This is a genomic window from Vibrio sp. VGrn 2 (assembly GCF_009361695.1).
In the GTDB taxonomy this organism is placed as follows: Bacteria; Pseudomonadota; Gammaproteobacteria; order Enterobacterales; family Vibrionaceae; genus Vibrio; species Vibrio diabolicus.
Genome location: NZ_RBWD01000004.1, coordinates 183,529 through 196,348 on the forward strand (window position 1 = coordinate 183,529; position 12,820 = coordinate 196,348).

Here is a 12,820-nt window from a genome sequence, read left to right on the forward strand (position 1 = left end):
AAAAGAAAAACGATAAATAGGAAAGCTTGTTAGGGGTATAGGCGCAAAAAGGCTCTACTCTGGCATAAGGTAGTTTTCATCGACGGAGATAGCGACCCATTTGTCTTGCCAGGTTTTAAATAGCCAGAAATCAGGTAAACGAAAGAAAGTCACCCGCTGCGGCTCTTCGAGATCCTGATACCAGACTTCTACCGTTTCAGGTACCGTCAGGTTAGGTTTTAAATGATCGTACTGTTCCGAGGTAAGCTCGGTCCCTTCCAATGATTGCCAACGTGATACAAGTTCACTGATCGGTGCATCGACTTTGATGTTGGATTGCCATCGTCCATCATGCAGTTCGAACTCCCAGCCACTATAGTACAAAGACTCAACCGTATAGTCGGAGCGAAGTACATTTGGGTAAGGGTCTGCTTGGTCTGTTAATAGGTAAGTTTTGATCCACATCGGCGCATTTAAGATCACTATAAACGCGATAATGCCCAGAATAAGAATATTGTTCCATCGGCGGCGACGAGCCGGACTCACACGCATAACCATCTCTACTCTCTTATAGTTATGAGTAAACTACCAAAGAGTATTGAGCTTGACTAGAACAACGGTGTGCAAGTGTGTAGAGAATTGGTGGCAAAGCGGTAGAGAGCGATAAATCAAAAATTCTAGTGTAGCGTCGGACCGATAAAATGACTTCAGCAGTGCTTTATTATCCGATAACGTACTGAACACTTTTTCAGCACTTTTTTATTCAGGTAATAAAAAACCCAACTCGAAAGTTGGGTTTTTCAATTCATCAAAGAGACTGAAACCAATTATTTGATTTTTGCTTCTTTGTACATAACGTGCTGGCGAACTACTGGATCAAACTTTTTGATCTCAAATTTGCCTGGCATGTTACGCTTGTTCTTATCAGTTGTGTAGAAGTGGCCTGTACCTGCAGAAGATACTAGACGGATTTTCTCACGAACGCCTTTCTTTGCCATTGCTTATTTCCTCTTAAACGTTTTCGCCACGTGCACGCATGTCTGCAAGAACAGTATCAATACCTTTCTTGTCGATGATGCGCATACCTTTAGCAGATAGACGTAGTTTAACAAAACGTTTTTCGCTCTCTACCCAGAAACGATGAGTTTGTAGGTTCGGCAGAAAACGACGCTTAGTAGCATTTCGTGCGTGTGAACGGTTGTTACCCGTTACTGGACGCTTACCAGTTACTTGGCATACTCGTGACATGAATGTCTTCTCCAAAATCGTTTCAGCTCGATATCAACCTTGGTGGCCGAACCTCTCTATCTCTCGAAAAGAAGTTAGAGGTTAAGAACCGCTATGGAAAATCCATACAAGGCTATCAAAGGTCGCGCATTATACTAACTTGATATGCATTGCTCAAGACCCGAACAGATCCTTTTTACAGGTTTTCGTGATCTTTTTTTAGACAGCAGATTTTTTTAGCAGTCCAAGCTGAATTCAGTTAAAAATTTAGTGGCGTGGATGATAGCAGATTTTTAGCAACTAACAACCTAAAAAACGCACAGTTATATCCAGCCTCTTTCAGCAAAAGAGACACTTTCCCCATCTCCGATGACGAAATGGTCCAAAATACGAATATCCACCAATGCTAATGCGTCGGTGAGACGCCTTGTAATCCTTCTGTCAGCTTGGCTCGGCTCAGCGACGCCTGAAGGATGATTGTGCGCTAGAATCAAAGCCGCCGCGTTATGATGCAGAGCACGCTTGACGACTTCTCTCGGATACACCGACGCGGCATCCAACGTTCCTTCAAATAAAATTTCATCTTTTATCACTCGGTGCTGGTTATCGAGAAAAAGAATATAAAAAGCCTCTCTTTGCCGATCCCTTAAAATAGAAGAAAGATATAACTTAGTTTGGTCGGGGCTGGTTAAGGCGTCACCACGCTTTAGCGTTTCCGCTAGATAGCGCTGCGTCATTTCTAGTACCGCTTGCAACTGAACATACTTGGCTTGTCCCAACCCTTTATGACGACAAAACTCTTGCTCTGATGCTGAAAATAGTTGTCTTAGCGAACCAAAGTCTTGAATAAGGAAGTCTGCAAGCTCAATCACGTTCATTCCGCGGGTGCCTGTGCGCAAGAAGATGGCCAGTAGCTCAGCATCGGTCAATGCTTGCGGTCCTCGTTGCAACAACTTCTCTCTGGGCATGGACTCAGTTGGCATAGCTTTCAGTATCATCTGATGTCTCTTTATATGGAAAGTACCCCTATTCCACAAAACAAAAAGCGAAAGTCGAGTATGACTTTCGCTTTCTTCGTACCATCAGTGCTTTCCATGCAACTTAACAGTTCATCAGAGTTTAAAGTTGCCAACCAAGCCGTGAATTTCTGTTCCAGATTGTGATAGCTGCGTGCTGATTGACTCGGCATGCTGCAACGTCTCATTAATGTTGTTCACGATCTGTTGAATAGCCACTAAGTTTTGGTTGATGTCTTCTGCAACCGCACTTTGCTCTTCGGCAGCAGACGCGGTTTGAATACCCATATCTCGAATTGTTCCGATAGAATGATGAACACTAGAAAGAGATTGCTGAATGAGCGCCGATTCTTCCGCCGTTTTTACACCTCGTTTTTGGCTCACCGACATCGTACTGACCGCTCTTGATACACCATTTTGTAGCTGCTTAAGCATGTCACCAATTTCATGAGTACTATTTTGCGTACGACTGGCTAGCGAGCGAACTTCATCCGCAACGACGGCAAACCCTCGGCCTTGCTCACCGGCTCTAGCCGCTTCAATCGCCGCATTTAGGGCCAACAAATTCGTTTGCTCGGCTATCTCGCCAATCACATCCAGCACTTTGGTTATTTTTTCGGTTTGTAAACTCAACTCAGAAATTGCATCTGACGTACTGTCTATCTCCCTCACTAGCTCGGTAATGCCTTCAATTGCTTGTTCCACTTCACGCTGAGCTTCGGTAACTTGACTGTTGGCATCCTCAATCGCCTGCGCGGTCGCATTGGTATTGCTGGCTACTTCTTTGGCTGTCATACTCATTTGTGTCACTGCCGTCACGACTTTGTCCGTCTCTAAACAGTGATCCTGCATTTGACCGCTCGCTTGGCTGGTCTGAGTGTTCAGGCTTTGAGAAACGGTCTGTACTGTCGTCGCAGAGCGATGAATGTCTTGCATCAGTGGGTGCAGCTTATCCATAAACTCATTAAACGCGGCCGCCACTTCACCGACTTCATCCTGACTTTCGACTTTTAAACGAGCCGTTAAGTCACCGCCGCCTGCGGCTACATCTTTCAATGACGCCGCGACATGTTGTAATGGCTGAATGCCTTTCGACACCACGATACTGGTGAGAATACTGGTGATGATCAACCCAACAACGGAAATCAACACGGCAGATAACGTATGCTCTTTTAGCTCTTGAGTCTTTAACTCTCTGTGCATCGCAACTTGCTGGTCGATGTCATCAATATAAACACCAGTGCCTAAAACCCAGTCCCATTTCGATAAATATTCTGCATAGCCTAGCTTAGGCGCTTGTGCGTCAATGGTCGGTTTGTGCCACGAGAAATAGAGGAACCCATCCCCTTTTTGAGAAGCATCAATCAAGCCCGCGATAACTGCGACCCCATTTTCATCTTTTAAGTCGTAAAGGTTTTTACCCTCTAAAGAAGGTTTGATGGCATGTAACGTATTCACACCTTGAGAGTCGTAGGCAAAAAAGTAACCATCGCTTTCAAAGCGCATAGCTTTCAGAATTTCTTTTGCTGCCTCTTTATTACTTCCATTTACATCCGTGTCGTATAACGGTTTTATCGCCGTCACACCCATCATCATGTAGGCTTGTAACTCTTTCTTTTTCGTTTCGATGAGCTCTTGCCTGTCTCTTGCCAGCTCCGCTTCCAAACTTTTACTGCTGTTGATGTAATACACCACTGAGATCAACGTAGTGATCAACAACAACGGAATTAGGGCTATCAGCAGCAATTTGTTTCGACTTTTCAACACCATGGTTTCCAGTACCTCTTTTTCTTTTCAGACTTGCAAACTCCGCGCAACTTGTCTGTGAGGTAGGCGAGAATTTCCCTTCCTCGGTCAGATTAATACTCTGGAGTTTGATGTGAATTATCTTCTCGTTATATATGCTCGGGCGGTCAGACTTTGAATTGTGTTAAAATCCGGTCATCAAATTGGAGATCTCACATGCAAACACTAGCAGGAAAGAAAATTTTACTCGGCATCAGTGGCGGTATTGCTGCGTATAAATGTGCGGAGCTTACCCGTCGCCTCATAGAGAGAGGAGCGCAAGTTCAAGTGGTAATGACGAAAGCAGCAAAAGAGTTCATTACCCCTTTAACCATGCAAGCCGTTTCGGGCCGTCCTGTCTCAGACAGCTTATTAGACCCAGCGGCGGAAGCCTCTATGGGCCATATTGAATTGGCCAAATGGGCAGATTTAGTACTACTAGCGCCAGCGACCGCGGACTTAATCGCGCGCATGTCTGCAGGTATGGGGAACGATTTGCTTACCACGCTTGTGCTCGCGACGGATTCCCCTGTTGCTGTATCTCCTGCGATGAATCAACAGATGTATCGCAATCTCGCAACCCAAGAGAACATCGCTACGTTAGCGCGTCGCGGTATGCACATCTGGGGTCCTGCGGCAGGAGAGCAAGCCTGTGGTGATGTGGGACCAGGTCGAATGCTGGAACCAATGCAGCTAGTGCATCTATGTGAACAGTTCTTTCAACCAAAATTGCTAGAAGGTAAGTCGATACTCATCACCGCTGGCCCAACTCGCGAAGCGATTGACCCAGTGCGTTACATTACGAATCATAGCTCCGGGAAAATGGGCTATGCATTGGCGAGCGCCGCAGCGCAGATGGGAGCAAAAGTCACCCTCGTGAGCGGTCCTGTTAGTTTAAATACGCCCGTAGGTGTTGAGCGCATTAATGTTTCCAGTGCACAAGAGATGCACGAAGCCGTTATGGCACACGCAAACAAGCATGATGCGTTTATTAGCTGCGCTGCTGTTGCCGACTACCGCCCACAAACGATCGCGTCTCAAAAGTTGAAAAAAACTGAAGGCAATGACGAAATGGTCATTAATATGGTCAAAAATCCTGATATTGTTGCTTCTGTAGCAGCAATGACGGAAAAGCGTCCGTTTACCGTCGGTTTTGCGGCTGAAACCAATGATGTAGAGACCTATGCTCGAGGCAAGTTAACAAAGAAAAACCTCGATATGATCTGTGCGAATGACGTTTCGGTTGCAGGGCAAGGATTTAACAGCAACGACAACGCGATTACCCTGTACTGGTCTGAGGGTGAACTTGCGCTCGCTTTAGAATCAAAAGAAGCATTGAGCTTTAAAATTCTCGAAAAAATGCATCACTTGATGTAACTAACGTTTGAAAACCCTGCCAACTTTTCACAAAAGCTGGCATAAATTTGGTACAAACATGACAACTAAGGGTGTTAAATCTCCCATTCCACCCTTAGTGGTCTAGTTTGAGGCGAAATAGCGTCTTATAATCCCCTCCGCTCAACTTTGTATTTTGAAAGGAAGTAACTAATGGCCGGCAGTAAAAAATCCAACCGTCGTGAAGAGATCTTACAAGCATTGGCAGAAATGCTTGAATCAACAGAAGGCGCTTCACGCATTACTACGGCAAAACTGGCCAAGCAAGTCGGCGTTTCAGAAGCCGCGCTGTATCGTCATTTCCCAAGTAAAGCGCGCATGTTCGAAGGGTTGATTGAGTTCATTGAAGAAGCCTTGATGACACGTATCAACCGTATTCTAGACGACGAAAAAGATACTCTAGAGCGTATTCGTATGGTGATGCACCTGATTTTGGCGTTCTCTGAACGTAACCCTGGTCTGACACGCATTTTGTCGGGCCATGCTCTAATGTTTGAAAATGAACGTCTACGTGAACGCATCAATCAACTCTTTGAGCGCATAGAAACACAATTGCGCCAGATCCTGCGTGAACGTAAGATTCGTGAAGGGAAGTCTTTCCCTGTCGAAGAGCGCATCCTAGCCGCGCAAATTCTGGGACAAGTTGAGGGTAGCCTAAACCGCTTTGTGCGTAGCGACTTTAAATACCAGCCGACTGCAAACTTTGACGAGTACTGGGCGCTTTTGAGTGCACAAATAAAGTAAAAGATTATGAGTAAAGACAAATACACGCAGCCCGAGTTTTCTCTTTCGCTTCTTCACCCTCGTAACTGGGGCGTATGGCTTGGTTTTGGTCTGTTGGCCATCCTCGTCAATATTCTTCCTTATCGGCTGCTGCTTTCATTAGGTCGTTCACTCGGTAAACTTGGCATGCGCTACGGTAAAAAGCGTGTCCACGTTGCTCAACGTAACTTAGAATTGGCCTTTCCAGAGAAAACACCTGAAGAGATTCAACATATTGTTGAAGAGAACTTCAAAAATACCGGTATGGCACTCATAGAAACCGGAATCACTTGGTTCTGGCCGACTTGGCGCTTTAAAAAACTTATCGTCGAGAAAGATCTCGGCGCACTGCGTGAAAAAGCCAAAGAAGGTAAAGGCGTCCTACTTTGTTGTGTCCATGCTCTTAATCTAGAGATCACTGCGCGTGCTTTCGCCGTGTTAGGCGTGGCCGGGTACGGCGCGTTTCGTCCGCATAATAATCCTGCTTATAACTTTATCCAGTATTGGGGACGGACACATAACGGCAATAAACTGATTGATCGTAAAGATGTGAAAAAGATGATTCGTGTATTACGCAGTGGTGAGCGTCTGTTCTATCTGCCGGATCACGATTACGGTCGCAAAAAATCAGTATTTGTGCCCTTCTTTGCCGTAGACGATGCGTGTACGACAACAGGTACGAGCATTCTGGCGTATACCTCAAAATGTGCGATCATCCCGGGCTCAGGGTTTCGCAATGACGAAGGGAAATACGACGTCATCGCCGATAAGTGCATTGAAGCCGACTATCCACAAAAAGACGAAGTCGCCGCCGCCGCTTATATGAACAAGTACGTGGAAGAGGTCATTCTACGCGCTCCAGAGCAATGGATGTGGCTCCATAAACGCTATAAAACCATGCAAGATGAGCATGTCGAGAAAGGCATTCGCTACAAGTAAGTGGTCAAGGCGATGAATCCAAAAACAAAAAAAGGGCAGATTGATATCCATCTGCCCTTTTTACTTTTTCAGAAAAAGTAACAAATTAAATGCCGTATTCCGAGCGATAGGCTTTAACTGCTTCTAGATGCTCTTTGTCTGTGCCTTTCTCTTCAAGGAAAGTCACAAGGTCAGTCAAGCTAACGATCGAGATGATTGCACAACCAAAGTCACGCTCAACTTCTTGAATCGCAGAAAGTTCGCCCTTGCCCTTCTCTTGGCGGTCGATAGCAACCAACACACCCGCAAGGTCAGCGCCATTTGCTTTAATAATTTCCATCGATTCACGGATTGCCGTACCCGCCGTAATCACATCATCCACCAGCATGATGCGACCTTCTAACGCAGAACCAACAAGGTTGCCACCTTCGCCATGATCTTTTGCTTCTTTACGGTTGAAACAGTAAGGCGTGTCGACGTCATGATGATCTGCCAGTGCGACCGCCGTTGTCGTTGCAATAGGAATACCTTTGTACGCAGGGCCAAACAGTACATCGAATTCAATGCCAGAATCAGCGAGCGCGGCTGCGTAAAAACGGCCTAGACGTGCGAGATCGCGACCAGTATTGAAAAGACCAGCGTTAAAGAAGTACGGGCTTTTACGGCCAGATTTCAAAGTAAACTCACCAAACTTAAGAACTTCTTTCTCAAGTGCAAACTCAATAAATTCACGCTGGTATGCTTTCATTATTTTCTCTCTATGTCCTTGGTTTCTTGTGTCTCTTCTCGACAATCATTCATTTCTCTATTGTCGAGATAAAAAAATAGCCCCCATAATGGGAGCTATTAAAATCAATTGGCTAACGCCGCCTTCTGCGCTGCGACAATTTCCGTAATGCCGATTTTCGCCGACTCGAGCAATGCCATCAGCTGTTCGTGACTGAACGGTTCACCTTCTGCAGTGCCCTGAATTTCAATCATCTTGCCTTCTTCGGTCATTACCACGTTCATGTCTGTGTCTGCCGCTGAATCTTCAACGTATTCAAGATCACACAATACTTCATCGCCTAGCAAGCCGACAGAAACCGCAGCTACGTGGCCTTTCATTGGATTCGCCTTTAGCTTACCGCTATCCACTAGGTGTTGGAACGCATCAGCCATTGCAACGCTTGCGCCGCTGATGGATGCAGTACGCGTACCACCATCAGCTTGGATAACGTCACAGTCAACGGTGATCATGAACTCACCCATGGCTTTTAGATCGACAACAGCACGTAGGCTTCGCGCAATAAGACGCTGAATTTCCATCGTACGGCCGCCTTGTTTGCCACTTGCCGCTTCACGACGAGTACGAGAATGTGTTGCTCGAGGTAGCATGCCGTATTCAGCTGTAACCCAGCCTTTACCTTGGCCTTTTAGCCAACGTGGCACAGATTCTTCGACGGTCGCATTACACAACACTTTGGTGTTACCGAACTCAACTAGCACTGACCCTTCAGCGTAAGCTGTGTAGTTACGAGTAATTTTGATAGGGCGAACTTGATCCGCCTTGCGATCGTTTGGACGCATGGGCATCTACCTTAAATATGAGGAGAAGACGATTTGGTTGGGCGAAGATTATAACGGAATCGATTCCGGATTCATAGGTTACGCCGCAGGCACAACATAAACAATCCATACATCCCGCGCACCTATCGACGCAGCGTGATACACTCTTGAAGTAATTTTCAAAAAATGAAGACAGGAAAATTCGATGATTTACAGTATGACAGCGTATGCACGCAAAGAAGTAAAAGGCGACTGGGGTTCTGCGGTATGGGAAATCCGCAGCGTGAACCAACGTTATTTAGAAACATACTTCCGCATGCCAGAACAATTTCGCGGATTAGAGCCCGTTTTACGCGAGCGTTTTCGTAAGCGCTTAGCGCGAGGCAAAGTGGAATGTAATCTGCGTTTTGAAGCAAACCCTGCTGCAAAAGGTGAGCTTAGCATCAACGAAGCGCTTGCTAGCCAGGTAATTAAGGCCGCTGAACAAGTCATGCACATGACTGGTGAACTGAGCCGAATCAATCCATTTCAAGTCATGCAATGGCCGGGGGTAATGGAAACGCCAGAGCAAGACATGGATGCGGTAAATAAAGTGCTACTAGAAGCGTTTGATGGCGCAATGGATGAGTTTATTGAAGCGCGTGCTCGTGAAGGCGAGAACATGAAAGCGCTGATTGAACAGCGTTTAGACGCCATATCTGCAGAAGTCGTAAAAGTGCGTGCGCGCATGCCAGAAATTTTAGAATGGCAACGTGAGCGACTATTCTCGAAGTTCGAAGACGCTAAAGTGGAACTGGATCCGTCTCGTATCGAGCAAGAGTTGATTTTGCTAGCGCAAAAATCGGATGTTGCTGAAGAGCTCGATCGCTTGGACTCTCACGTAAAAGAAACCACAAACATTCTGAAAAAAGGTGGCGCAGTGGGTCGTCGTCTGGACTTCATGATGCAAGAGTTCAACCGTGAATCGAACACGCTAGCGTCGAAATCCATCAGCACCGACATCACCGCATCGGGCGTTGAACTGAAAGTTCTGATCGAACAGATGCGTGAGCAGATCCAGAATATAGAATAGATCCCAACCAGTTCCATTCCTATGTATAAAGCCCTTAATTAAAAGGGCTTTCTTATTTCGCTCTTCTATACACATCCATGGATCATCAACCACAAATCTGCGGGGGGTAATCAGGCGCAAGCAAGTGGCAATATATCAATGATGTGCCAGTGTGAATCTGCATGTGAGATGCCCACTTCATTCGACCTGCGTTTTTATCACGCTACTATCTGCTGTCTTTGGGCCTTAGAATCGGTCTACCCGATACGGCTGCACGTCAAAATCAGGCTCCACTTGGCGCAATAGGCTAATAACCAACTCTGCACTAATGGCGGCTTGAGTCAGCCCCAAGTGCTGATTCCCAAAGGCAAACAATAACCGTGGATGACGCGGGTGTTGGTCTATCACTGGCAACGAATCCGCCAAAGTCGGTCTATGTCCCATCCATTCACTCACTTTAAGAGCAGGGTTGTTTAATCGTGGCAATAGTTGCCTACTGTGATAGCGCAGCACATTAAACCTGCGAGCAAACTCAGGTAAACGCAAGCCACCTATTTCAGTGATCCCAACCACCCTTAAACCAGACGCCAAAGGGCTCATCACAAATTTACGCTCCGCAGAGCCAATCGGATGTTGGAGTGGCGGCGTCTCCATGTCGGCAGTCTCTATCGTCAGGTGGTATCCGCGCTCCGCTTCAAGTGGGACAGATATCCCTGTTTGTTCTAACAGAGGCTTACCCCAAGCGCCGGTGCAAAGCACCACGTGCTCGAACCTATTTTGACTCGTCGCTGTGACCACCCCAACGGCGTTCTCTTGCGGAAGAATTTCACTCACTTCTGTTTGTTCAAAACACCCACCGCGCGCTTGAAAAACCGCAAACAGTTGTTTCGACAGTAAGTAAGGATCTTTCACTCGACACGCATTAGGGAAAAACAGAGCGTGACTGACAGTCTCAGCCAGCTCTGGCTCTTTTTCCCTCAGTTGTGCGCCCTGCAGTAGGACACTTTCTATGTCCCATTGAGCAAGGTAAGCAGCATGCGTTTTAGCCTCGTCTAACTTATTTTCTGACTCCCATACCAACAGGTAACCTGACGGAACAAGATATTCTTCGGCCCCTATATCAGCCAAGCAGCGTTGCCAAGCAGGAACGGCCGCTTGATTGAGCTGGTAGAGCGCTTGTCGACTGGCCTCCACTCGTGCAGAAGAAGCCGAGCGAACAAAATGCGCCAACCAAGGCAGGGCTTGGGGTAAATATTTCCAAGGAAGGGCCAACGGCCCCTTGGGATCCAGCCACATCCTTGGCGCGGCAGCCAGTGTCTTTTTCGTTGCCAGAGGATCAATCAGTTCTGTTGCTAAATAGCCAGCATTACCAAACGAAGCGCCTTCACCCGGCAAACCCTTGTCAAACAAAGTGACTTGAAAGCCATGACGCTGTGCTTCTAGGGCGGTACAAAGCCCCACCACTCCAGCCCCCACTACCGCAACGGTGGGCTTGTCGTTAAAAGGGGTATGTTTCGCGGATTGTGTCATGTTCTACCTACTGGCTTAGCTAAAGAATGATTGGATACGGTTTAATGGGTGCTGCTACTCGCTGGTGAGACAGGCTCTGTGCTTGCTGGCGCCTCTTGCTCCACACGCTTTGAGAACCACCCTGTCTGGGCGTATAAGATGCCAATCGCTGGTGATAACCAACAAGCAAACGCCAACGGTGCATACAACAAAGCACTGTAATCGCCTGGTGCGACAATCAGCCCCAAGGTTCCCATCACAAATGCACCACCCGCATTCCAAGGGATCAATGGCGAGACCAAGGTTCCGCCTTCTTCAATCGCTCTGGAAAGGTTGAGTCGGCTATAGCCCAACTTGTCATATTGCGGACCAAACATACGCCCAGGTAAAGCAATCGAGAGGTACACATCACCCGACACGGCGTTGGTTGCAACAGAAGTAAGAATGGCATTCGTTTGTAACCCTTTGAAACCTCGTGTCGACTTCATCACGGCATTCACGACCGACTCCAAACACCCAGTTCGCTCCAGTGCACCACCAAATGCCAACGCAAACATCATCAAAGTGATCACCCAAGTCATAGAGGTAACGCCACCGCGATTTAGCAAATTATCCAACGCGTCCGATCCGGTCTCTATCTTGTATCCACTGTGGGCAAACGTGAGAATGTCATTCAGGTTGTAATCGTAATTATGAACCGCGACACCAGCGCCAAGAACAAAGCCAATAAACAGGGCTGGGATCGGTGCTATTTTGTAGAACGCCAATAACATCACCACAAAGAGCGGCAGTAAAGGCAACAAACCGAGTGAGAAATGACTCTCCATGCCCGATTGAATCGCGGTGATTTGTTGTAGCTGTTGTTGAGCGTCAGAGGTCGCATCCCCCATCACTGCACCACCAAGAATCGAGTACAGCGTCAAAGCGATCAGCATGGCTGGAATGGTTGTCGGCATCATATTACGAATATGAGCGAATACATTGGTTTCGGTTACGGCGGCAGCAAGGTTAGTGGTATCCGATAACGGTGAGATCTTGTCGCCGAAAAAAGCGCCGGAGACAACGGCACCCGCCGTCCAATATGCTGGAATACCAAACGCAAAACCGATTCCAACCAACGCCAGCCCGACCGTGCCCACGGTTGTCCAACTCGAACCAATCGAAAGAGATACCAAAGAGCACAACAGCATGGTGGCGGCCAAAAACCACTCCGGCTCAATCAAGACTAAGCCGTAATAAATGAGGGTTGGCACCGTGCCACTGGCTATCCACGTACTCACCAGCATCCCTACCACAATAAGGGTCGCAATGGAGGGCATCGCCACGTGTAAGACACGAAATGCACCCGATTCGATGTCCTGCCAACGCAGGCCTTGGTACCAGCCAACTAACGCGGTAATAGCAAAACCAATCGCTAACGCGATATGTGGAGTAAAGTCGTCATAATAAAAAATCTGTGTCGCTAACAAGCCAATAGTGAGGATAATCGGTACGACCGCCAAGCCTAGTGGTGGCGGCGCCGTATAATCTGAGTTCTTTTTAGTCATAGGTCTTTTTCCAAATCACGTCGCGAGGGACCGCACCTGAAAAGGTGCGGCGCGCATGGAAAGCCTGATAGCGGATAACAAAG

General features: G+C 47.2%; 13 protein-coding genes. 4 read left to right on the forward strand and 9 right to left on the reverse strand.

The window, feature by feature from the left end; all coding sequences use genetic code 11:
* Positions 1-54: 54 nt before the first annotated feature.
* The 5 genes from D8S93_RS09475 to D8S93_RS09495 form a co-directional block, all read right to left on the reverse strand.
* The gene (locus D8S93_RS09475; RefSeq protein ID WP_031777180.1) at positions 55-531 is read right to left on the reverse strand and encodes a hypothetical protein; all 477 of its coding nucleotides are present in this window, start codon (positions 529-531) and stop codon (positions 55-57) included.
* A 275-nt stretch (positions 532-806) separates the two neighbouring features.
* Complete coding sequence (gene rpmG, locus D8S93_RS09480; RefSeq protein ID WP_004410866.1) at positions 807-977, reverse strand: 50S ribosomal protein L33; 171 nt, start codon at positions 975-977, stop codon at positions 807-809.
* Between the two features lie 13 nt (positions 978-990).
* Positions 991-1,227, reverse strand: a complete 237-nt coding sequence (gene rpmB / locus D8S93_RS09485) for a 50S ribosomal protein L28 (RefSeq protein ID WP_005384783.1) — start codon at positions 1,225-1,227, stop codon at positions 991-993.
* Positions 1,228-1,529: 302 nt separating this feature from the next.
* A complete protein-coding gene (radC, locus tag D8S93_RS09490; protein WP_005395784.1) occupies positions 1,530-2,204 on the reverse strand; it encodes a RadC family protein in 675 nt (224 codons plus the stop codon).
* A gap of 114 nt (positions 2,205-2,318) precedes the next feature.
* On the reverse strand, positions 2,319-3,992 hold the full coding sequence (locus D8S93_RS09495; protein WP_152812928.1) for a methyl-accepting chemotaxis protein: 1,674 nt from the start codon (positions 3,990-3,992) through the stop codon (positions 2,319-2,321).
* 192 nt (positions 3,993-4,184) lie between these two features.
* Between D8S93_RS09495 and coaBC the strand changes: the two genes are divergently transcribed.
* From coaBC to D8S93_RS09510, 3 genes are all read left to right on the forward strand, one after another.
* Positions 4,185-5,384, forward strand: coding sequence for a bifunctional phosphopantothenoylcysteine decarboxylase/phosphopantothenate--cysteine ligase CoaBC (gene coaBC, locus D8S93_RS09500; RefSeq protein ID WP_152812930.1), 1,200 nt, complete (start codon positions 4,185-4,187; stop codon positions 5,382-5,384).
* A 171-nt stretch (positions 5,385-5,555) separates the two neighbouring features.
* Entirely contained in the window at positions 5,556-6,146 is a 591-nt protein-coding gene (gene slmA / locus D8S93_RS09505) for a nucleoid occlusion factor SlmA (protein ID WP_005395778.1), read from the forward strand.
* 6 nt (positions 6,147-6,152) lie between these two features.
* Positions 6,153-7,103, forward strand: coding sequence for a Kdo(2)-lipid IV(A) acyltransferase (locus D8S93_RS09510; protein ID WP_152812933.1), 951 nt, complete (start codon positions 6,153-6,155; stop codon positions 7,101-7,103).
* Positions 7,104-7,188: 85 nt separating this feature from the next.
* Here D8S93_RS09510 and pyrE read toward each other — a convergent pair whose 3' ends face one another.
* The gene (gene pyrE / locus D8S93_RS09515; protein ID WP_152812935.1) at positions 7,189-7,830 is read right to left on the reverse strand and encodes an orotate phosphoribosyltransferase; all 642 of its coding nucleotides are present in this window, start codon (positions 7,828-7,830) and stop codon (positions 7,189-7,191) included.
* A gap of 104 nt (positions 7,831-7,934) precedes the next feature.
* Positions 7,935-8,651, reverse strand: coding sequence for a ribonuclease PH (rph, locus tag D8S93_RS09520; protein ID WP_104971148.1), 717 nt, complete (start codon positions 8,649-8,651; stop codon positions 7,935-7,937).
* Positions 8,652-8,835: 184 nt separating this feature from the next.
* On the opposite strand from rph, the gene D8S93_RS09530 reads away from it, so the two are divergent.
* On the forward strand, positions 8,836-9,702 hold the full coding sequence (locus D8S93_RS09530; RefSeq protein WP_005395766.1) for a YicC/YloC family endoribonuclease: 867 nt from the start codon (positions 8,836-8,838) through the stop codon (positions 9,700-9,702).
* Between the two features lie 225 nt (positions 9,703-9,927).
* Here the strand turns inward: D8S93_RS09530 and D8S93_RS09535 are convergent, their stop codons facing one another.
* Both D8S93_RS09535 and nhaC read right to left on the reverse strand, forming a co-directional pair.
* A complete protein-coding gene (locus D8S93_RS09535; protein ID WP_152812937.1) occupies positions 9,928-11,211 on the reverse strand; it encodes an NAD(P)/FAD-dependent oxidoreductase in 1,284 nt (427 codons plus the stop codon).
* A gap of 41 nt (positions 11,212-11,252) precedes the next feature.
* Positions 11,253-12,737, reverse strand: a complete 1,485-nt coding sequence (gene nhaC, locus D8S93_RS09540; protein WP_152812939.1) for a Na+/H+ antiporter NhaC — start codon at positions 12,735-12,737, stop codon at positions 11,253-11,255.
* Between the last annotated feature and the right edge of the window lie 83 nt (positions 12,738-12,820).

Excerpts from the sequence above, each read along its gene's own strand:
- rph (WP_104971148.1), bottom strand. The coding sequence starts at position 8,651 with ATGCGTCCAAACGATCGCAAGGCGGATCAAGTTCGCCCTATCAAAATT.
- D8S93_RS09510 (WP_152812933.1), top strand. The coding sequence starts at position 6,153 with ATGAGTAAAGACAAATACACGCAGCCCGAGTTTTCTCTTTCGCTTCTT.
- radC (WP_005395784.1), bottom strand. The coding sequence starts at position 2,204 with ATGATACTGAAAGCTATGCCAACTGAGTCCATGCCCAGAGAGAAGTTG.
- D8S93_RS09495 (WP_152812928.1), bottom strand. The coding sequence starts at position 3,992 with ATGGTGTTGAAAAGTCGAAACAAATTGCTGCTGATAGCCCTAATTCCG.
- coaBC (WP_152812930.1), top strand. The coding sequence starts at position 4,185 with ATGCAAACACTAGCAGGAAAGAAAATTTTACTCGGCATCAGTGGCGGT.
- rpmB (WP_005384783.1), bottom strand. The coding sequence starts at position 1,227 with ATGTCACGAGTATGCCAAGTAACTGGTAAGCGTCCAGTAACGGGTAAC.
- nhaC (WP_152812939.1), bottom strand. The coding sequence starts at position 12,737 with ATGACTAAAAAGAACTCAGATTATACGGCGCCGCCACCACTAGGCTTG.
- D8S93_RS09535 (WP_152812937.1), bottom strand. The coding sequence starts at position 11,211 with ATGACACAATCCGCGAAACATACCCCTTTTAACGACAAGCCCACCGTT.
- pyrE (WP_152812935.1), bottom strand. The coding sequence starts at position 7,830 with ATGAAAGCATACCAGCGTGAATTTATTGAGTTTGCACTTGAGAAAGAA.
- D8S93_RS09530 (WP_005395766.1), top strand. The coding sequence starts at position 8,836 with ATGATTTACAGTATGACAGCGTATGCACGCAAAGAAGTAAAAGGCGAC.
- rpmG (WP_004410866.1), bottom strand. The coding sequence starts at position 977 with ATGGCAAAGAAAGGCGTTCGTGAGAAAATCCGTCTAGTATCTTCTGCA.
- D8S93_RS09475 (WP_031777180.1), bottom strand. The coding sequence starts at position 531 with ATGCGTGTGAGTCCGGCTCGTCGCCGCCGATGGAACAATATTCTTATT.
- slmA (WP_005395778.1), top strand. The coding sequence starts at position 5,556 with ATGGCCGGCAGTAAAAAATCCAACCGTCGTGAAGAGATCTTACAAGCA.